This is a genomic window from Bradyrhizobium iriomotense, from assembly GCF_030160715.1.
GTDB lineage: Bacteria > Pseudomonadota > Alphaproteobacteria > Rhizobiales > Xanthobacteraceae > Bradyrhizobium > Bradyrhizobium iriomotense.
This window is the reverse complement of the sequence record NZ_BSOW01000005.1, coordinates 108,959-129,231: the sequence shown is the minus strand read 5'-3', so window position 1 is coordinate 129,231 and position 20,273 is coordinate 108,959. Positions and strand designations below refer to the sequence as shown.

19 protein-coding genes and 1 pseudogene are annotated in these 20,273 nt (G+C 63.9%); 13 read left to right on the top strand and 7 right to left on the bottom strand.

Annotated features, from left to right (window positions below; translation table 11 throughout):
* Positions 1–33 precede the first annotated feature (33 nt).
* Positions 34–1,200 (top strand): acyl-CoA dehydrogenase family protein, encoded by a 1,167-nt coding sequence (locus QQL28_RS09160; protein ID WP_284263891.1) that lies wholly within the window; start codon positions 34–36, stop codon positions 1,198–1,200.
* 386 nt (positions 1,201–1,586) lie between these two features.
* Here QQL28_RS09160 and QQL28_RS09155 read toward each other — a convergent pair whose 3' ends face one another.
* Positions 1,587–2,405: a hypothetical protein gene (locus QQL28_RS09155; RefSeq protein WP_284263889.1), complete on the bottom strand. Its 819-nt coding sequence runs from the start codon at positions 2,403–2,405 to the stop codon at positions 1,587–1,589.
* Positions 2,406–2,644: 239 nt separating this feature from the next.
* On the opposite strand from QQL28_RS09155, the pseudogene QQL28_RS09150 reads away from it, so the two are divergent.
* Positions 2,645–2,803, top strand: a pseudogene (locus QQL28_RS09150) (IS5/IS1182 family transposase); the annotation flags it as partial.
* Positions 2,804–2,921: 118 nt separating this feature from the next.
* Here the strand turns inward: QQL28_RS09150 and QQL28_RS09145 are convergent.
* The 3 genes from QQL28_RS09145 to QQL28_RS09135 form a co-directional block, all read right to left on the bottom strand.
* Positions 2,922–3,452, bottom strand: coding sequence for a hypothetical protein (locus QQL28_RS09145; RefSeq protein WP_284263887.1), 531 nt, complete (start codon positions 3,450–3,452; stop codon positions 2,922–2,924).
* 13 nt (positions 3,453–3,465) lie between these two features.
* Entirely contained in the window at positions 3,466–4,776 is a 1,311-nt protein-coding gene (locus QQL28_RS09140; protein ID WP_284263886.1) for a hypothetical protein, read from the bottom strand.
* 66 nt (positions 4,777–4,842) lie between these two features.
* Complete coding sequence (locus QQL28_RS09135) at positions 4,843–7,275, bottom strand: HAD family hydrolase (RefSeq protein WP_284263883.1); 2,433 nt, start codon at positions 7,273–7,275, stop codon at positions 4,843–4,845.
* Positions 7,276–7,789: 514 nt separating this feature from the next.
* On the opposite strand from QQL28_RS09135, the gene QQL28_RS09130 reads away from it, so the two are divergent.
* Positions 7,790–8,485 (top strand): RNA polymerase sigma factor, encoded by a 696-nt coding sequence (locus QQL28_RS09130; RefSeq protein WP_284263881.1) that lies wholly within the window; start codon positions 7,790–7,792, stop codon positions 8,483–8,485.
* Positions 8,486–8,629: 144 nt separating this feature from the next.
* Positions 8,630–9,454 (top strand): flagellin, encoded by an 825-nt coding sequence (locus QQL28_RS09125; protein ID WP_284263879.1) that lies wholly within the window; start codon positions 8,630–8,632, stop codon positions 9,452–9,454.
* A gap of 19 nt (positions 9,455–9,473) precedes the next feature.
* On the opposite strand, the gene QQL28_RS09120 is transcribed toward QQL28_RS09125, so the two are convergent.
* Entirely contained in the window at positions 9,474–9,623 is a 150-nt protein-coding gene (locus QQL28_RS09120; protein ID WP_284263877.1) for a hypothetical protein, read from the bottom strand.
* On the opposite strand from QQL28_RS09120, the gene fliD reads away from it, so the two are divergent.
* The 9 genes from fliD to QQL28_RS09075 all read left to right on the top strand — a co-directional run bounded on the left by fliD (position 9,601) and on the right by QQL28_RS09075 (position 17,964).
* Positions 9,601–11,235 (top strand): flagellar filament capping protein FliD, encoded by a 1,635-nt coding sequence (fliD, locus tag QQL28_RS09115; protein WP_284263875.1) that lies wholly within the window; start codon positions 9,601–9,603, stop codon positions 11,233–11,235. The genes QQL28_RS09120 and fliD overlap by 23 nt on opposite strands.
* The gene (locus QQL28_RS09110) at positions 11,235–11,663 is read left to right on the top strand and encodes a flagellar export chaperone FliS (protein ID WP_284263873.1); all 429 of its coding nucleotides are present in this window, start codon (positions 11,235–11,237) and stop codon (positions 11,661–11,663) included. The genes fliD and QQL28_RS09110 overlap by 1 nt, the downstream gene beginning before the upstream one ends.
* A 190-nt stretch (positions 11,664–11,853) precedes the next feature.
* The gene (locus QQL28_RS09105) at positions 11,854–12,123 is read left to right on the top strand and encodes a hypothetical protein (RefSeq protein ID WP_284263871.1); all 270 of its coding nucleotides are present in this window, start codon (positions 11,854–11,856) and stop codon (positions 12,121–12,123) included.
* A gap of 429 nt (positions 12,124–12,552) precedes the next feature.
* Positions 12,553–13,218 (top strand): flagellar hook assembly protein FlgD, encoded by a 666-nt coding sequence (locus QQL28_RS09100; RefSeq protein ID WP_284263869.1) that lies wholly within the window; start codon positions 12,553–12,555, stop codon positions 13,216–13,218.
* A gap of 19 nt (positions 13,219–13,237) precedes the next feature.
* Entirely contained in the window at positions 13,238–14,503 is a 1,266-nt protein-coding gene (gene flgE, locus QQL28_RS09095) for a flagellar hook protein FlgE (RefSeq protein ID WP_284263866.1), read from the top strand.
* A gap of 3 nt (positions 14,504–14,506) precedes the next feature.
* Complete coding sequence (locus QQL28_RS09090; RefSeq protein ID WP_284263864.1) at positions 14,507–14,764, top strand: hypothetical protein; 258 nt, start codon at positions 14,507–14,509, stop codon at positions 14,762–14,764.
* A 19-nt stretch (positions 14,765–14,783) separates the two neighbouring features.
* Positions 14,784–15,239: a flagellar protein FlgN gene (locus QQL28_RS09085; protein ID WP_284263862.1), complete on the top strand. Its 456-nt coding sequence runs from the start codon at positions 14,784–14,786 to the stop codon at positions 15,237–15,239.
* A gap of 22 nt (positions 15,240–15,261) precedes the next feature.
* The gene (flgK, locus tag QQL28_RS09080) at positions 15,262–17,037 is read left to right on the top strand and encodes a flagellar hook-associated protein FlgK (RefSeq protein WP_284263860.1); all 1,776 of its coding nucleotides are present in this window, start codon (positions 15,262–15,264) and stop codon (positions 17,035–17,037) included.
* 15 nt (positions 17,038–17,052) lie between these two features.
* Entirely contained in the window at positions 17,053–17,964 is a 912-nt protein-coding gene (locus tag QQL28_RS09075; protein ID WP_284263858.1) for a flagellin, read from the top strand.
* Positions 17,965–17,970: 6 nt separating this feature from the next.
* Here QQL28_RS09075 and QQL28_RS09070 read toward each other — a convergent pair whose 3' ends face one another.
* Positions 17,971–19,542: an AMP-binding protein gene (locus tag QQL28_RS09070; protein ID WP_284263856.1), complete on the bottom strand. Its 1,572-nt coding sequence runs from the start codon at positions 19,540–19,542 to the stop codon at positions 17,971–17,973.
* 33 nt (positions 19,543–19,575) lie between these two features.
* Positions 19,576–20,211 carry a uracil phosphoribosyltransferase gene (gene upp / locus QQL28_RS09065; protein WP_284263855.1) on the bottom strand — a complete coding sequence of 212 codons (636 nt, stop codon included), beginning with the start codon at positions 20,209–20,211 and terminating at the stop codon, positions 19,576–19,578.
* Between the last annotated feature and the right edge of the window lie 62 nt (positions 20,212–20,273).

The window sequence follows — 20,273 nt, the reverse complement described above, 5'->3', positions numbered from 1 at the left end:
GGACCTAACGAGCCTCGAGCAAGGACATTCAGCATGGATTTCGCGCTCACCGATCAGCAGGAAGCCATCCGCGACGCCATCGCGAAGATCTGCGAAGGCTTTGACGACGCCTACTGGCTGAACAAGGACCGCGAAGGCGGCTTCCCGCATGATTTCCACAAGGCCCTGGCCGATGCCGGCTGGCTCGGCATCTGCGTGCCCGAGGCCTATGGCGGCACCGGTCTCGGCATCACCGAGGCCGCGATCATGATGCGCACGATCGCGGAATCCGGCGCCGGCATGTCGGGCGCCTCTGCCGTGCATATCAACGTGTTCGGCCTCAATCCGGTCGTCGTGTTCGGCACCGAAGAGCAGCGCAAGCGCATGTTGCCGCCGATGGTCGAAGGTAGCGAGAAGGCCTGCTTCGCCGTCACCGAGCCCAACACCGGCCTCAACACCACGCAGCTCAAGACCCGCGCGGTCGCCAAGAACGACCGCTATATCGTCAACGGCCAGAAGGTGTGGATCTCAACCGCCCAAGTCGCGCACAAGATCCTGCTGCTCGCGCGCACGACGCCGCTCGAGGAGGTGCGTTCGCCCACCCATGGCCTCAGCCTGTTCTACACGAATTTCGACCGCAAGCGGATCAAGGTCCACGAGATCGAGAAGATGGGCCGCAAAAGCGTCGATTCCAACGAACTGTTCTTCGAGGATTTCGAGATCCCGATGGAAGACCGCATCGGCGAAGAGGGACGCGGTTTCGAATACATCCTCGAAGGCATGAACCCTGAGCGTATCCTCATCGCAGCCGAAGCGGTGGGCCTCGGCAAGCTCGCGCTGTCGCGTGCGACCGAATATGCCAAGACGCGTGTCGTATTCAACCGCCCGATCGGCAAGAACCAGGGCATCCAGCATCCGCTCGCGGTGAACTGGGTCGAGCTTGAGGCGGCCTGGCTGATGGTGATGTCGGCGGCCTGGCAATATGACAAGGGCATGCCCTGCGGCGCCGCCGCCAACGCTGCAAAATATCTCGCAGGCGAAGCCGGCTTCCAGGCGTGCGAGCAGGCGGTGATGACCCATGGCGGCTTCGGCTACGCCAAGGAGTTTCACGTCGAGCGCTATCTGCGCGAGATCCTGATCCCGCGCATTGCGCCGGTGAGCCCGCAGCTCGCGCTCAGCTTCATCGCGGAAAAAGTGCTTGGCCTCGCCAAGTCGTACTAGGACGCGTACTCATAAATCATTGGTGATGTCCGCTTTGCTCCGACACCGACGTCTTTGTGCAATCGCAGCAAATGACGCGATGGGCCAATCGCGTCGTTTTGAACCGCTCTTAGGCAGGTCCGATCTACCCTTCAAAGGCGACATGAGGCGACAGACGGATTCAATCGCATCCGTAAACGTCGAACTCTTGATCCCGGCTGCTCATCACCTTGGGTCAGTTCGGCCCCTGCTTCGGGGGCATCGAAGCCAAAGTGGATGACCGAGTGCCCTGGGCTTGCTTTCGCCGAAGGTCGTGGAGAAGCTCGGGTATGTGATGGGGATCGTGCGGGAGCGAGCGTGACTCGCTCGCATCACGCTGTGAAGCATGAACGCTGCTAGCAGCCACTTCAATTCGTCGTGGTCTTGCCGCCGCGCATGGACACGAGCTTTTCCTCACGAAATCGGAGAATGAGCCATGCGGTCTCATCGAAACCGTCTGCGAGCTTTCCGACGTGAGAATACACCATCTGAGCAGCTTCCGACTTCGACGGCGGTCCCAGCGCCGTGACTACCTCCAAACGCGACATACCTAAATGCAGGGTGCCGTCGAAGACGAGGGGCGCGAACTTTTCCGGGATGATGGCGCAATCGGTCGAGGTCTCGGTGTCTTTCTCGGTGAGCTCTTCAACGATCTCTGTGACGAGATGGTCCGGGCCGCCCATCTCTCCGCTGGACACGACCCATATTCGATGCTGCGCGCGCCTATAACACAGCCAATAGATGCTATCTCCAGCGTCGCCCTGGTGTTGGATGGTCCCTTCGCCCACGGCTTCGCGGACCGCGTCGAGCGGCGTCTCCTCGAAGCGGCCGGCGAATGCGCCTAGCGAAAAGCGGGTCGCCAATCCCTTCACGACCGTCGGCGGCACGCGCTCAAACGCATGTTCGTCGACTGGCGGGGGCGGTGTCTGCGCGGAGCAGTCGTCCGCGGGGATCGCGAAAAGGAGAAGCAGCAAGAAGAGAGTCTTTCGACCATCAGCTCCGAATTGCCTTACATTGGAGATTGAGCGCTTCTGGAATAGCTTCTTTCCTTTGGCAGGGATGGCGTCAACATCGAGGTCTTTGACGCGGCCGGCCGCTCTGTCCGCCAGTCCTTTATGTATTTCTCGCCTCAGCAGGTCGCGCCCAGGCGTCGAGAGTGCGGGCGTCAGTTTCTGGGTATCGGACACGTCAGTCTATCTCCTGCGATGAAGAAAGGCACAACATATCATAGCTGACGTGTGGAGGAGCCTCCCTCACCCACCGCCTTCACTTGGCTTTGGCCGGACGCACATGATTCAAACTCCCAAACTTGGGGGCTCGAATCATGCGCTACGAACTCGCCGATTGTGAATGGGCTGCCCTCAAGCCGATGCTGCCGAACAAGCCGCGCGGCGTTTCGCAGCGTCCGATCTGCTTCAGCCCTTATCTCTACCGCGCTCGCAATCGGGTCGGGCGGTTCTTTAACAGGATCAAACAATGCCGTCGGGTGGCGACGCGCTACGACAAGCTGGCAGCGAACCACCTTGCTTTCGTCCAGCTCGCTTCGATCAGGCTATGGCTTCGCGTTAATGAGTCCGCGTCCTAGACGCACCCGGTGACGAAAGTGCAGCCGTCGATCGGCTTCGCCATCGCGACCGCGACACCGGCGCATCGCGATGCCTTGTCGGCAAAGCGGATGAAACGAAGCCGACCACCTTCGCCGGTCAGTTCATCTGCGCAAAGCTCGGCTTGCTCTCGCTGCTGTCGATGATCCCGGGCAGCTCAGTCGCTTCATTCGCGATCATGCCGGCCATCCGCCAGAACAGGTGCGCGAGCCGGGTGAAAGTCTGCCGCTCGCGTTCGATCGGCGACGCCTCTTCCGGAACGGTCAGGGTTTCAAGTCCGACCACGCGGCGGGTGTCCGGCCAGATCGTCATCGATTGCGCGATCGCCGAGAAGCAACGCGGATCGTCGCTGTCGTCCGGCGCCGTCGGCAAGCCCGGATATTGCACGGGCGCGACATAGAATTTGTAGGCGCCGCACCCGAGCTGGAGCAGGAATTTCTCTGGTATTGCGATGTCGTTGGCAAAGGACACCAGCCGCGCATCACGCAGGATGTCGGGTGCAATCGCGAGCAGATCGCGCGCCGACAGCGCCGAGCAAAAGGAGAGGTTTGGGTTGTGCTCGCGGAGCAGTGCGGCAAGCGGTAGCTGCTGTTGGCCGGTTTGGGTGAGCAGGATGATGGTTTTCAGCATCGGATGGCTCTCGTCAGGGGATGAGGTGGCAGCGCGTGGCTTCGGCCGCAGCGCTGGCGAAGAAGTCGCCGGCGATCTTCTGTCCCGGCGCGATCTCGAGAACGCGATAGCGAGCGAGGCGCGCAGCTTCCCGCGCCGTGCTGACATCGTCCTGCCAGCCGCAGAGCGATAGCTCGAACCGGCCAAAGCCGCCGCAGTCCCGGGCAAAGGCGCCGGTCACCGCCTCGACGGTGGCGGCGACCGCGCCTGCCTCATTGGCCTCGATGTCGCGCAGGATCACGGCCACGCCGTTGTCGGCGGCAGCCCGAGAGGTCATGACCATGAAGGCGTCGCGCGCGCCGGTCCGGCCGGCGCGACGGGCGGCGCGTACCATGCCGGCGAAGCTCGGATCAGGCCCGAGCTCGGTCGTGGTCGTCGGCTGCGCATGGACGATGATGGCGCGGTTTGCTGCGAGGTCACCCGTCAGCGCATGATAGGAGCGGGGGAGCCAGACGGTGTCGAGCGGGCCGTGCGAGGAGGCGTGGCTCCAGGCCTGGTCGAGCAGATAGCCTTCCCAGATCGTGGGATGGGAGGCGGCGAGATGGTGCCAGGCTTGCAGCAATTGCTCCGCGCCAGCCGTGCGGCCGAGATAGAGAGTTTGCGCCGACATCTCCCAGCGGTTCCACTTGTGGAGGGCGACGTCGCAGCCGAGCGACGACGGCAGCAGGGGCGCCTCGCGCAACACCGCGCCGGCCTCGACGAACAGCAGCGGCTCGCGGTAGCGGCTCCACATCCGCGCGATGAACTCGGCCTTCTCGAAGCAAAGCACCTCTTCGCCAAGTTCGGCTGCGATCGGCTCGACATGGCTGTCGAGCTCAAAAGTCTCGAGCGAGTGCTGCAAGGCGCGGATCGCGACGGGGTCGGTGCCGTACGGGTAGTAGGAGATGACGCGCGGCCGCACCGTGCATCCGTCCGCGGCCGCGAGAAACCTCGACCAGCCGATCCCGCCCCACCACATTTCATGCGGACCCTCGGCGCTCGGGCCGACGGTGCCGAACTCGGTCAACTTTGACTTGAGGAAGTCGAAGCCCGGATTCTCGCTGAGCGGGATGACGACCGCGCAACCGGGAGTTAGCGTATGGTAGAACAGCTCGGCCGTGGCGCCGCTCGGTGGTTCGGTGAGGATGATGACCCCGCCGCCGCGGCGGCCGTCATGCGCAATCTGCACCGTCGGGGCGCCGTAGCGGCCGACCAGCCAGCCGAGGCGGTGGCGTTGCGCCTCGCCGAGCCGGATGCCGGCTGTGCGCAAGAGGCCGTCAAGTTCTGTCTGCGTTCCGTCCGTCAACTCCGTGCCCCCTCGTTTCGTATCGGCCCTTGGGCTTCAACGGGCGAGGGGGCGCGATCAGGCGCATTATTCGAGCGCGGTCGCGAGGATGCGGGCGTGACTGAGCGAGGTGAGTGCGATCGAATAGACCGCGACGTCCCGCGTCATCGGCCCGACCGGGATCAAGAGGCAACCATCGTCGTTCTCGGCGCAGTAATAGAGACCGTTTCGCTGGAGCCCGGCATGGACCAGGCTGTCGGCGGCGATCCCCGTCACCTCCTGGCTTTCAACCGCGTCGCGAACGCCATCGCCGCTCTGGACGGTCACGCCGTGAAGGAGCCCCTCACGGGCAAGCTTTGCCAGAGGGACGGCAATCGTCGCGACCGCCATCGTACGCGATAGCGGGATGCGCAGGCGCAGCTCGCCAAGTCCGGTGCGATGGACGGTCACCGTTTCCATCGAGGCACCGCCGTCGGTTTGGAACAGGCCGATCTGTAACGCACCGCAAGCGGCTTCCTCGAACACGTCGGCCGGCAGGCGGTTCGCCCCGAACAGCGTGTAGAGATAGGAATAGGACGGCGACAGGCCGGCAAAGCTGCCCGCAAGCCACATCGGCGGCGCCGCCGAAGTGCAGGCTGCGGACAGGCCGCGTGCGGTAAGCTGATTGCGGACGAACCCGCCATCGAGCAGCGGCGCCAGCGCATGGGTGCCGAGATTGACGTCGTGCTTCAATCCGCCGAGCAGTGCGATCTCGTCGTCATCAGGCAGCAGCAACAGGCGCGCCAGCGTCGCCGCACTCCAGCTCGCGGCGACATCGAGTGCAGCATAGGGCAGCAGCTTGTATTCGGAGGCGATCTTGTCCGCTGCTGCCGCGAAGGCCAGCGCGCCCGACTGGATCTCGGCGGCCAGCGCGATCTGTTCGGTCGGGCGCGGATTGATCTCGCGCAGGACCGCCTCGTCCTGATAGTCGCGCACCGAGCCCTCGGCCGAGCAGCAAATCTGCTCGAGCAGCGCGACATTGCGGATCAGCATGCGCTTGACATGGGGCGTCACCACGAGATCGGAGATGAAGCCTTCTGCGGTGTCGCCCTCGGCGATGTCGTCGAAGGCGTCATCGAGCGAGATCAGATAGGCGCCGTGCAGGCGGATATTGATGCCTTCCTGATCGAAGATACGGCGCAGCGCCTTCTGTACGCTGCCGGAATAGCCGAGATCGGCGAGCACGAGGTCGGTGCAATGGTCGAATCCGGGAATGGTGTGGCGGAGATAAGCGAGCAGGCGGGCGCGCAAGCCGGCGGCGAGCTCGGTGATCTCGCCGGCGTCCATCAGATCGGGCAGCGCCTCGGCGAGCTCGTTGCCGGGCGCGATCCCGTCTGGATAGTTCGCAAAGAAGGCGGCGACTTCTGGCGGCAGGATCTTGATCATGTCGCGCAGTGTCGGTGCGTCGATCTTCAAGACCTTGCCGAGGAGATCGCAGAGCGGCTCCATGGAATTGGCCGAGCCGATCAGGCTGACGCGACGATTGATCTCGACATAAGCCGAAATTGTGCCGTGACGTTCCTGCCAGATCCGGTGCGACAAAAATCCGTCGCGGCCGAGGAAGCCGAGCGCGACGCGCCGGCCGGGCCGCGCCAGCGCCTCGTAGCGCGCCGCGACGAAGGTGTCGAACGCCGTCATCACCGGACCGAGCACGGTCATGCCCAATTGGAACGCCGGTGACTTCTCCGCGCTCCGCACCGCCACCATTCGCCGCAGCGTGCGCGCACCGTGGTCGAGCCGCGAAGGCCTGCCCTGGCACAGCAGCTCGAACATCGCGGTCTCCCGCTGAAGCTTCGAAGCCAATGACGCCGAGGCTTGCGGATAGTAGCGGGGACGAATGCCGTGACGCCGCGCGCCCTTGATGTCGGCGCTCTCGTTGTCGCCGACATGAAAGGACGCGGCCGGATCGACGCCCTGATCGGTGATGTATCTGGCGAACAGGGCTTCGCTCTTGCTGCTGCCGTGGTCGCAGGACGCGTAGAGGAAGTCCCAGGCGAGACCGGGATGGCAGGCGCGCAGCAGACGGGCGAGCTGCGCGGAATCCCAGTAGGTGTCCGAGATGAATCCGGTGCGATGACCGGTCTGCTTCATGTCCAGATATTGCTGAAGCATTTCCGGATTGATGCGGCAAAGCTCTAGCTCGGCGGCGAACTCGGCCGCGACGAGATCGTCGAGATTGCGGCGATCGAGCCCGAACAGCTTGAACGGAAAATAGGAATAGATCTCGGCGATATGCACTTCGCCAGCGCCGCGTTTGTCCTTCGCATTTCGTCGCGCGCGCGATTCGGCCTGGATGCGATGCTGAACGAAACTGACGGAAACGTTCGGACATATTCTTGAAATGCCGGAGAGCTCGTAAGTCCTTTCAAATACGCCATCTGGCGTCGTGCAGGCGCGCATCAGAAACGTATCGAAAACATCGAATGACCAAGCAGAAACAATTCTCGTCCGACGTTTCGCGTCGGCCGTCGCGATCTTCATGCTGCAATTCTCCGCCAATCGAACCGATTAACGCTCGTGTGTTGCAAGTCAGGCGCGCTCGCGACGAAAAAACTTCGCGCGCGATTCAAAACCGCGCATGTCGCGACTGACAGATTCAAAAAATCCGCTAGGTTCGAAAAAGGTGATTCGGCAAAAATTGCCGAGTGCGAAAATCGTCTCGCGTTCATTCACACTTGGACACAATCGATCGCCGTGTGCCTCGCGCGCAGAGCGCGTGTTCGGTTTAGTGCCGTGTATCTCCTCGAGTTTTTGAAGCTACGTCTGTTCGGGATGAATGATCCGCAAATGACGCGCGACGATGTCGATGATTGCAGGACGGTAGCGCGAGCTTGTCGCGACCTCGGCAATTGTTGCCGGTTACTCGGCAAAAGATTCCGGATAACATCTTGAAAAATAACGAAAATTCCCCGCCTGGATTGGCTCGCCTCTGCGTTCAACGCTTGGAAGCCGTGTGGAATATGCGCCGCCGGCATTGCGTGTTGGAGATCGCGGGATGAGTTACGCAGCTGATGTCTGGGCGCCCGCCGAGGCCGAAGTCACGGCGACGGCGCCGGTCGACGAGATCTTGCCTGTGATGCCGTCGGCGCCGCTCGCGCCGGACGCGATGCCGACCGCCGAGATCGTCCTCGATGAAGACAGCGAGCTGCTCGATCGTCTCGCCACCGGCGACGAAGCGGCGTTCCGCATGCTGGTCGAGCGTCACATCGATCGCGCCTATGCGATCGCATTGCGTATCGTCGGTAACGCCGCGGATGCCGAGGACGTGGTGCAGGACACCATGCTCAAGATCTGGAGCCATCGCGGACGCTGGCAGCACGGCCGCGCAAAATTCTCGACCTGGCTCTACCGTGTCATCTCCAACCGTTGCATCGATCTGCGTCGCAAGCCGCGCACGGAGAACGTCGATACGGTGCCGGAAGTCGCCGATAGCCAGCCGGGTGCGGCTGACATCATCGAGCGCAACGAGCTGAACGACATGCTGGAGGTCGCGATGCAGCGGCTGCCGGAGCAGCAACGCATCGCGGTGATCCTGTCCTATCATGAGAACATGAGCAACGGCGAGATCGCCCAGGTGATGGACACCACGGTTGCTGCGGTGGAGTCGCTTCTCAAGCGCGGCCGCCAGCAGCTCCGCCAGCTCCTGCGGCGGCACGAGCGCGACATCCGCACCGCGTTTACCGATTGCTAACCATAAAATCCCGCTCTCGAAAAATTTTTCGCCTGATCGTCTTGCGCTCCGCCGTTTGAGCGAACGGACGGGGCTGCGCCCGCGTCGTCGTCAGTCGCTTAATCACGATGCGGCACGTCATGCCCATCAGCACAGGAGCCTCCAATGCCTGCAATTAACACCAACACCGCTGCGAATGCCGCAGTCCGCTACCTCAACATCAACTCCGCGCAGGAGACCAGCTCGCTCTCGAAGCTGTCGAGCGGTTCGCGCATCACCTCGGCATCCGACGACGCCGCGGGTCTTGCGATCTCGACCCGCATCTCGTCGGACGTCACGACGCTGCAGCAGGCGGCGACCAATGCCTCGCAGGCGACCGCGATCCTTCAGACCGCCGACGGCGGCGCCTCGAACATCTCCGACATTCTCGCGCGCATGAAGTCGCTGGCCTCCGAGTCGGCCTCGGGCACCACGACCGACTCCAGCCGCGCCTACATCAACTCGGAATTCTCGCAGCTCACGAGCGAAATCGATTCCATCGCGTCCGGCACCCGCTACTCCAGCCAGAGCCTGCTCGACGGCACCAGCGTGTTTTCGTCCGGCGTCTCGGTTCTGGTTGGCTCTTCCGGCTCCGACACCATCACCATCACGCTGTCGAGCCTGACGGCGTCCTCGCTCGCCGTGACCTCGCTCGACGTCAGCACGCAGTCGGGCGCGACCTCGGCGCTGACGGCGCTGGACACTGCGATCGACACGGTCTCCGCCGCCCGCGCCAGCATCGGTGCCCAGGAATCGCGGTTCAACTTCTCGTCGGACTCGATCTCGACCCAGACGCAGAATCTCCAGGCTGCAAACTCGGCGATCAAGGATGTCGATATCGCGTCGGAGCAGGCCAAGTTGTCCTCCGCCGAGGTGAAGACTCAGGCCGCGGTCTCGGCCGAATCCGCGGCGAACCAGATGCCGCAATATCTGCTCAAGCTGCTCGGCTAAGTCCTTGAGCCAGTGACCGTCAAGCCGGGCCGGCATGCGGCCGGCCCGGCTTTCGTTGCGATGGAGCGGACACCAAAGTGACCAGCGTCAGTTCGAGCACCAGCAGCACGTCGACGACCAGCTCGACGACGTCGAGCGCTTCCTCGGTGACCACGACCGGAACGACCACTTCGACCAGCGTCGACTGGAGCGCGCTGATCACGGCGGCGGTCAGCGCCAAGCTCGAACAGGCGACGACGATCTCGACTACGATCACCAACAACGAGGCGAAGGTCACTGCCTACCAGACGCTGCAAACCGACCTGAAAACGCTTTCCTCGGGGCTGGCCTCGCTCGCAACGTCCGTCATCAACTCATTGGCGACGAACGTGTTCGCAACGCGCGCCGCGACCCTCAGTTCGACCGGCGACGTCAGCGCGTCATCCGCACTGTCCATGAGCGTAAGCAATGGTGCTGCAACCGGCGACCATACGCTGACGATCAGCCAGATCGCGACCGCGCAGAAGGTGGTCGGCACCTCGCAGTCCAGTCAGACCGACGAGCTCGGCTACTCCGGAACATTTTCGCTCGGTCTCGGGAGCGGCAGCACCGCCGACATCACCGTGACGAGTACGATGTCGCTCCAGGACATCGTCGACGCCGTCAACGCCCAGACCTCGACCACCAACGTGCAGGCCTCGATCGTGCAGGTCTCGAGCGGCTCCTATGAGATGGTCCTGACGGGGGCCGAGGATGCCGCCGACATCAGCTATTCCAGCTCGTCCGGCGATGACATCCTCAATGAGCTCGGTGTGACCGACAGCTCGGGAGCCTTCGCCGACGTGCTCCAGACTTCTCAGGCGGCCGAGTTCACCCTCGACGGCATCTCGATGACCCGGGATACCAACGACATCACCGATGTGCTCACGGGCGTCACCTTCAACCTGCTGCAGGCCACGCCGAGCGGGGCGACGCTGAACATCAGCATCGAGGCCGATACCAGCCAGATCCAGTCGGCGCTCGAGACCTTCGTCACGAACTACAACGCCTATCGCGATGCCGTGATCGCGCAGCAGGCGACCAATTCCGACGGCACCGCCTCGTCCAGCGCCGTGCTGTTCGGCGACGGCACCATGCGCGACATCACGAACCAGCTTGAAGCCGCGCTCAACAGCACGGTGGGCGGGTTGACCATGGCCGACCTCGGCCTGTCGTTCAACGATTCGAACGAGCTCGAGCTCGACACGTCGACGCTCTCGGAGATCCTGAGCACGAATCTCAGCGGCGTGACCACGCTCCTGTCGGCGCAGACCACGACCTCGTCGAGCCAGCTCAGCGTCGTCAATACCGGAACCTCCCCGCAATCCTTCACGCTGGATCTGACGGTCGATTCCTCGGGCAATCTCAGCTCGGCCTCGGTCGGCGGGGACTCGTCGCTGTTCACCATCAGCGGCACCACGATCATCGGCAATGCCGGCACGGCCTATGCCGGCATGGCGTTCACCTATTCGGGAACGACCTCGCAATCGATCACCGTGACGTCGACGTCGGGGATCGCCACGCAGCTCTACCAGATAGCCAAGAACGCCTCGTCGAGCACGGGCTCTCTGCAGACGCTGATCACCAACCTGGAAACGCGCGACGACGACCTGCAGCAGAAGGTCGACGATATCCAGAATGCCGCGTCGGCCTATCAGACGCAGCTGGAAGCGCAATACGCGAAGTACCAGGCCGCGATCGAGAGCGCCAACAACACGCTGACCTATCTCAAAGCTTTGCTCAACTCCAGCTCGAGTAGTTAATGATGCATAATCCGATGGCGTACGTGGCCAATCAGGCCTATCGGGGTGCGGCCACCACCGTGCCGCCGCTCAAGGCGGTGTCGATGCTGCTTGGCGGCGCGATCACGTTTCTTCAGAAGTCGCTTGCTTCGCAGGAGGCGCGGCGCTTCGAGGAGGGGCATGAGTATCTGATGAAGGCGACCGCGATCCTGCGCGGGCTCAGTCATAATCTCGATTTCGCCAAGGGCGGGGCGGTGGCCGAGCGGCTCTACCAGACCTACAACGCGATGATCCTGGCGAGCTTGCGTGCCTACGGCCGGCCGCATGCGCGCGAGAGTTTTCGGCGGATCATCGCCGGCCTGACCGAGCTGCGCGAGGCCTGGGAATTCGTCGATGCGACCGTGCGGACGGCCAAGGCCGGGACGGGCGATTCGGCGCAGAAGCGCTGAGCCCGTCGGGCCAGCTTCCGCTGACACCGGCAGCTCCAGCCTCCCGTGTTTCCGCCCGCGATGCGGCCGGGCGGCGGTTTCCGCGGTCATTCCGCGGGGCATCGCCGTCTGTCGCGTCCGGACAGGCGAATTCGGTTTCCGTCGCCTCTACGATGCTTTATGACTGCCCCGGGGGTGCGGGACCCGGGCGATGGACGTCACCGAGTTTGAGGATCTGATCGATCGGTTGGGCGAGGACCTGTCCCTCTGGCCCGAAGACCGTCGTTCGTCCGCCGAAGAGCTGCTCGGCCATTCCGCCGCGGCACGCGCCCTGCTCGAAGAGATGCGCGCGCTCCGCAGTGCGCTCGCCGCACCACCGGTGCGGGCGCCCGCCGGACTTGCCGATCGTATCGTCGCCGCCGCCAAACGGACGGCCGATCCCGCCAAGCCCCACGCCCAGGACGAGACCGCGGGGAACTGAGGTTCTCTTTTTACGTGTTCCAGCAGCTTCGACTTTGAAGCGGGCGCACAGATGACGTGAGCGCCCGGGGCAATGCTGTCTCCACATCGTCATGGCCGGGCTTGTCCCGGCCATCCACGCCTTTGCCCAGGTCACCAAGAACGTGGATGCCCGGGACAAGCCCGGCATGACGAGCTCGTGGATGCGCCTCTGCGATCATCCTGCTCGCAAGCGAGGCGAAGGACCTCGCCCGTTCCGCGCCGGCAGATCGCGTTGATTTCGTCGCTTCTCTAAGTCGCGCACACGGCAGATTTTGCCGCCTCGGAAGGCGCATCGCAGCGCAGGAATCCCCGCCTGAATTCACGCGCCGGCGCGTTTCATCAGCACACAGATTTCAAGCGCAACCGGACGCGTTCGCAGCGCGCGTTGCACACGAACCGGGGTTTTTCGATGACCGTTGCCGCGACGACGTCCACTTCGACAGCAACGACGACGACATCGTCGTCGAGCTCCTCATCCACCTCTTCGTTGACGTCGAACGAGTTCCTGAGCCTGCTCGTCAGCGAGCTGCAAAACCAGGATCCGCTGAACGCAACCTCGACGACGGACTTCATCAACCAGCTCACCTCCTACGCCAATTTCAGCCAGCAGCAGTCGATCAACACCAATCTCAGCGCGCTCGCGAGCTCGTTCTCGAGCCTCGTGACGCTGAACTCGGTCAACTACATCGGCCACACCGTGGAGGCGAAGACCGACACGGCGACGCTGAGCAACGGCTCGGCGACGTTCGGCTACTCGCTGTCCTCGACCGCTTCGAACGTTGCGATTACCGTCAAGGATTCGTCCGGCAACACGGTGTGGACCGGCACCGGCACCGGCAATTCCGGCTCCAACACCTTCACCTGGGACGGCAAGGATTCCAGCGGCAACCAGCTCTCCGACGGCGGCCAGTACACCATCTCGGTGACCGCTACGGACTCCGCCGGCAACTCGGTGCTCAACTACACGACGGTCACCGGCACGGTGACCGGCATCGATACCTCGACCTCGACGCCATCGCTCACGGTGAACGGCGTCTCGGTGAGCGCTGCCAACATCATCGGCGTCACGTCCTGATTTCCTTCGGAGTTCGATCATGAGCCTTTCCGGCGCACTTTCCTCGGCAATCTCCGCGCTCAGCGCGCAGAGCCAGTCCTTGTCGATGATCAGCGACAACATCGCCAATTCCGACACGACCGGCTACAAGACGACGTCTGCGATGTTCGATGACCTCGTCACCGCATCGAGCAACGCAACCTCTTATGCGTCCGGTGGCGTCACGGTCTCCGGCCGGGCCAACATCACCCAGCAGGGCCTGCTGGCCGCGACGTCCAACGCGACCGACGTCGCGATCCAGGGCTCGGGCTTCTTCGTGGCGACCAACGCGACGTCCGGCGGCACCGTTTCCTATACCCGCAACGGCGCCTTCACCATCGACAATGCAGGCTATCTCGAGAACAACGGCTATTATCTGGAGGGCTGGCGCACGGACGCCGACGGCAATGTCTCCGGGAACGAGTCGGCCAGCAATCTCGAAGCCATCAACACCCAGGTGGCATCGACCAGCGGCAGCGCGACCACCACGACGACGATCGCGGCAAACCTGCCGTCGGATGCCGCAACGGGCGACACCTACACCAGCTCGATGACGGTCTACGATTCGCTCGGCGCGGCGAACTCGATGCAGATCACCTGGACCAAGACCGGCACCAACACCTGGAGCGCGAGCTTCGCCAACCCGACCTCGACGTCGGACACGACGACCGCGACCGGTACGGCCAGCGGCACCGTCGCCATCACGTTCAACAGCGACGGCTCGCTGGCGAGCACCAGCCCAAGCCCTGCGACGGTCGCGGTATCTGGCTGGACCGACGGCGCGGCCGACAGCACCATCACGCTCGATCTCGGCACGACGGGGGGAACCGACGGGTTGACGCAATACGCCTCGGGCGAAACCACGCCGTCCGTCAACGTCACCAGCATCACCTCGGACGGCCTGTCCTACGGCACGCTGTCCAGCATCTCGATCGGCAAGAACGGCGTCGTCGATGCCACCTATTCCAACGGCAAGACGATCGCGATCTACAAGATCGCGGTGGCGACCTTTGCCGATCCCAATGGTCTTTCTGCCAGCAGTGACCAGATGTATTCGGCGACCGTCACGTCGGGCGATCCGACGCTGCAGGCCTCCGGCGAGAACGGTGCAGGCACGATCTATGGCAGCGAGCTCGAATCCTCCACCACCGACACCTCGAGCCAGTTCTCCAGCATGATCTCGGCGCAGCAGGCCTACTCCGCAGCCTCGCAGGTCATCTCGACCGTCAACAAGATGTACGACACCCTGATCTCGGCGATGAGGTAAGCGATGCCTGGCGAAAGGAGCCATGCGGCGGGGGAAGCGTTGCTGCTGCGACTGCGGAGGCTGATCGCGCGCGCCCGCACCGCTGGCGGGGAACGCGCAGAGCTGCTCGCGCTGCTCGACGACATCGAGACGGCACGTCGCGGCCTGATCCGCGAATCCAAGGCAATCGAAGACGAGGCACGGCAGACGAGCGTGAGAACCACGGCGATCGGCGCCTATTTGCGCGGCGCCCAGATCGGCCGCGGCCGGCGGCACAATTGAGACCACGAAGGCAACGAACATGAAACAGGCTCAAATCACCAGGACCAGCGCCGCCGAGGGCGACGCGCGCATCAAATCGCTGATCGCGCTGATCGACGGCTTGACCGCGCTGGTCGCCGAAGAGAACGCCGAGCTCGCCAAGGGGCTTCCGGCCTCGCGCCTGAAGCAGGTCGACGAGAAGAACCGGCTGGCGGAAGTATTCGAAAGGACCGTTGCGGAATGCGCCGCCGGCTCGACCAGCCTGCATGTCCGCGACCGGATCCTGCGCGAACAGCTCATGGAGCGGATATTGAAGCTGCGCGCGGCGATGGACGAGAACTTGGTGCGGCTGCGCGCCGCGATCGAGGCCAGCAACCGCCGCGTCGAGGCGGTGATGCAGGCCATCCGCGAGCAGATCGCCGCGGTGTCGCCCTATGGCGCGTCGGGCCGCCTCGCCGCACGCGCGGTCTCCAGCGGCACCATTCGTCAGGCCTGAGGGCAGGGAAGGGGCAGCCGCCGTGTCGCTCGATATCGCACGATTGATCGCCTTCAGCGGGCTATCGGCCACGCAGGTGCAGATCAGCGTGACGTCGTCGAACATCTCGAATGCCGACACGACGGGCTATACCGAGAAGACCGCAAGCCAGGCAAGCAGCGTCACCAACGGCGTCGGCACCGGCGTCACGGTGACGGGCATCTCTTCGAACGTCGACAAGCTGTTGTTGAAGTCGTTGATCTCCGCGACCTCCGACCTCGGCTCGGCCGACACGACCAACACGTACCTGACCTCGCTCGAGAAGCTGTACGGCTCGACCAGCAGCTCGGACAGCTCGTCGACCGGAACGTCGCTTGCCAATTCGATCGCGTCGCTGGAATCCGCGCTATCCTCGCTTGCCAGCACGCCGAACAGCGCCTCGTTGCAATCCAACGTCATCAGCGCGCTCGACAACGTCGCGAGCCAGTTGCGGGAGACCTCGAGCGGCATCCAGAAGCTGCGTTCCAACGCCGACCAGGACATCTCCTCGTCGATTGACGACGTCAACACCGACCTCGAGCAAATCGCCGAGCTCAACGCCGAGATCAAGCAGACGGCGGCGGCCGGCCAGTCGACGGCGGATCTGGAGGACCAGCGCAATACCGCGCTGCAGGACGTCGCCTCCAAGATGAATGTCAGTTACTATACGGCCTCGAACGGCGATCTCCAGATCTATACCACGTCCGGCCAGGCGCTGGTCGACAGCCAGGCGCATACGATCAGCTATTCGACGGCGGCCAACGTCTCCTCGTCGACCGTGTACAGCGCAGGCTCCTCGTCCAGCGGCTTCAGCGCCATCACGGTGAACGGGGTCGACATCACCTCGCAGATCACCGGCGGCGACATCGGCGCCCTCATCACGCTCCGCGACAAGACCCTGCCGGCGGCGCAGTCCCAGCTCGACCAGCTTGCCCAGCAGCTCGCCTCGGCAATGAACGGTGTCTCCAACAGCGCCTCTTCGGTGCCGTCGCCGACCAGCCTCACCGGCACAACCAGCGTGACGAGCGCGACGGCGCTGTCCGCGACAGGCACGGTGCGCCTTGCCGTCACGGACCAGAGCGGCAACCTCGTCTCCTACAGCGATCTCGACCTCTCGTCCTATTCCACGGTGGGCGACCTCGTCTCCGCCATCAACGGTATCTCCGGGCTTTCGGCTTCGATCGATTCGAACGGCCACCTGACCATCACGTCGACCGATTCCAGCGACGGCGTCGCGATCAACGAGATGACGAGCTCGGTGGGAAGTGCCAGTGAGGGATTTTCGGAGTATTTCGGCCTCAACGATCTGGTGACGGGCACGAGCGCGTCCGATATCGCGGTCAACAGCAGTATTCTATCCGGCACCGACGAATTGCAACTCGCGGTGCTGGATTCCTCATCCAGCCTCACCGTCGGCAGCCAGGTGCTGTCGTCGGGCTCGGCGACGGTGGTCAACGACTTCTACGATGCGCTGACGGACTCGCGGACATTCGCCTCGGCGGGCGGCCTTGCCGCGACCACCGGCTCGTTCGCCGACTACGCCGCCGCCATCGTCTCCGACGTCGCGAGCAAGTCCTCACAGGCTTCCACCAACTACACCGCCAAGGAGACCGCGCAGTCGACCTATGCGAGCTCGCTATCGTCGCAATCGGGCGTCAATCTCGACGAGGAATCGGCGCGGCTGAGCACGCTGCAAAACAAATACACGGCCGCCTCCGCGCTCATCCAGGCCATCAACACGATGTACTCGGCGCTACTGAGCGCCGTGCAGTCGTCCTAAAGCGGGAGCGGGCCCATGGTCGCGATGCGGGTGGCCACTTTTGCGCAGTCGAACACGATGGTCGCGGACGCGCTGCGCGTGCAGGCCGTCATGGCCAACGAGCAGATCCAGGAATCGTCGGGCGTCATCTCGACCGATTTCGGCGGCTATGGCTCGACCGCGCAGCACGTGGTCAACCTTCAGGTCTCGGTGACGCGGGCGCAATCCTATATCGACGCGGCGACGCTCGCCGACAGCAAGGTGCAGGTGATGTATTCGGCGGTCGGCTCGATGACCGACATCATCACCCAGCTCCGTTCCCAGCTCAGCGCCGCCTCGACCGGCAGCTCGACGGAGACGAACTCGGTGATCTCTTCGGCACAGCAGATGCTGGCGGAGATGGGGTCGCTGCTCAACACGCAATATGACGGCCAGTACGCGTTTGCGGGGGGCAAGACGGAGACCGCGCCGGTCGACCTCACGAGCTTTGCTACCGGCACGGGATCCACGACGACGGTGGACAGCAGCTATTATGTCGGCGACAGCGAGATCGCCTCGGTTCGCGTTGCGACCGACCAGAGCGTGTCCTACGGCGTGACCGCGGACAATTCGGCCTTCGAAGAGGTGATGCGCGTCCTCAAATTCGTTGCCAACAGCTCCTCGCTGTCGTCATCCGACATCACCAGCGCGCTGGATCTGGCAAGCACGGCGCTGGACGACACCGCTGCCGTGCAGGCGAAGCTGTCGAGCTCGGCCTCGCAGATCGAGACGGCGAGCGCGCGCCAGAGCGATTACAAGAGCTATGCCGAGACGCTCGGTAGCGATCTCACCGGCGTCGACGTCGCAGCGATCACGGCGCAACTATCGACTTATCAATCCCAGCTCACCGCGTCCTATTCGGCGCTTGCGAAAATCCTGAGCATGAATCTCGCGAGCTACCTGAAATAGGCGGCGCTATTCCGCGGCGATCTTTTCCATGGCCATGGCACGCAGCCTGGCGCGTTGGATCTTGACGCCATTGGCGCTGTCGGTGACGGGGAAGGCGTCGACGAAGTAGATGCGCGCCGGGACCTTGTAGCCGGCCAGCCGCTCGCGCAGATGCGCGATCAGTGCTGCCTCTCGCGGCGGCTCTTCCTTGGGAATCACGAAAGCTGCGCAGCGGGCCTGTCCCTTCAGATCGACGGCGACGACCTGCGCATCGGCAACGCCGGTGCAGGACTTGAGCTCATCCTCGATCTCGCCGGGCGCGACCAGGAACCCGCCGAGCCGCATGGCATCGCCCGCACGCGTCTCGTAGACGAAGGAGCCGTCGCCGCGCAGCCGGCCGATATCGCCGGTGCGGAAGAAGCCGTCGGCGGTGGTCGCCTCGCGCGTCGCTTGCGGATTGTTGAAATAACCGAGGAAGCACGACGGCGCGCTGATCTCGAGCTCACCGGAGTCGCCAGGCTCGACCGGCTCGCCGCTGTCCGCATCGCGTATGCGCATGCGAGCATCCGGCGACATCGGCCAGCCGCCGCTTTCGATGCGGTCGGCGAAGGCGGCATCGCGCCGGCCGATCGAGAACAGGGCTTGCACCTCGCTCGAGCCATACAGGCCGAACAGCGGCAAGCCGCGTGCTTCGGCCTCCACCGCAAACTCGCGCCAACCGGGCTGGAACGCGGCGAAGCCAAACACTTCCGCGTACGGAAACGGACGTGGCGCATCGGTGAGCGCTAGGATGCGGCGAAACATCTCGTCCGAGCCGAAGGCATGCGTGATCCTGTGCTCGCCGAGGATTTCGAGCGCCGGCGTGGCCTCGAAGGCGTCGAGCACGCGGATGGTGACGCCGGCCGCGAGAAAGGCGAGCAGGCCCGTCATCCCGAACGTGCCGCAGAACGGCAGCATGGCGAGCAGCGAATGGCGTTGCGGCGACAGCGCAAGCGCCTTGGCAACCGCGGCCGCATGCGTGGCCAGCGTCGCCTGTGAATGCGCCACCAGCTTCGGCCCCCTGGTCGTGCCCGAGGTCGTGTAGAGCAGCACCGGCAGGTCGACGCCGTCGCGTGATGGCGCCGAAGGATAGGCTTTCTCGAAGGCGTCGAACCGTACGCAGGGCCATTGTGCGGGCATCGTATCCGCGCCGATAACGGCGAGCTTTTCGAGCGCCGGCACGTCGCTAGCAGCGATATCCGCCAGGATGGCGGCAAAATCGATCGAGCGGAACGCTGCTTCCATCACCAGCAGCTTGGCACCGGAGAGGCGGAGGAGATGGGCGACTTCCGCGCTGCGGTAGCGCGTGTTGACCGCGGCGACGATCGCGCCGAGCCGGGCGGCGGCGAACAGCAGCGCAACCCATTCGATGCGGTTGACCAGCCACACTGCGACCACGTCGCCTTTGTCGATGCCTTGGGCGGCGAGCCACGCTGCGGCTTGGTCAATTCTGACGGACAATTCGGTGCGCGGGACGGGCGTGCCGTCAAACACCAGCGCGGGATCGGAGAAGGTCTCGATCCCGATCAGCGATTGCAGCGAGCGATCGTTGGGGCGCATGGCTACCGCAGTAGCCCGATCGCGCAAAACTGTCTACTTGGTGCCGAACATCCGGTCGCCGGCATCGCCCAGGCCCGGAACGATATAGCCGTGGTCGTTGAGCCGCTCGTCGACCGAGGCGGTCCAGATCGGCACGTCCGGATGCTCCGCCTGGAACTGCGCGATGCCTTCCGGGGCGGCCAGCAGGCAGACGAAGCGGATGTCACGGGCGCCGCGCGCTTTCAGCAGGGATGCACCGGCGCAAGCCGAGTTGCCGGTTGCCAGCATCGGGTCCATCAGGATCACTGTGCGGTCGGACAGGTCCTGCGGCGCCTTGAAATAGTACTCCACGGCCTGCAAGGTCGCGGGGTCCCGATAGAGCCCGATATGGGCGATGCGTGCGGACGGCATCAGCGCCAGCATGCCGTCGAGGAAGCCGACACCGGCGCGCAGGATCGGCGCCAGCGTGAGCTTCTTGCCGGCGATTTTCGGCGCCTGCATCGCCGAGATCGGCGTCTCGATCTCCACGAGCTCCAGCGGCAGGTCGCGCGTCACCTCGTAGCACAAGAGCATCCCGATCTCGTTCAGGATCTCGCGAAAGCTCTTGGTCGAGCGGTCCTTTTCCCGCATCAGCGAGAGCTTGTGCTGGACGAGGGGATGATCGACGACGTGGACGTTGCTGCTACCCATGGTAACCGCTCTACACGGTTCCCTGAGCTTGCGCCAGATCGGCAGCAGCGTTTTCCCTGCGC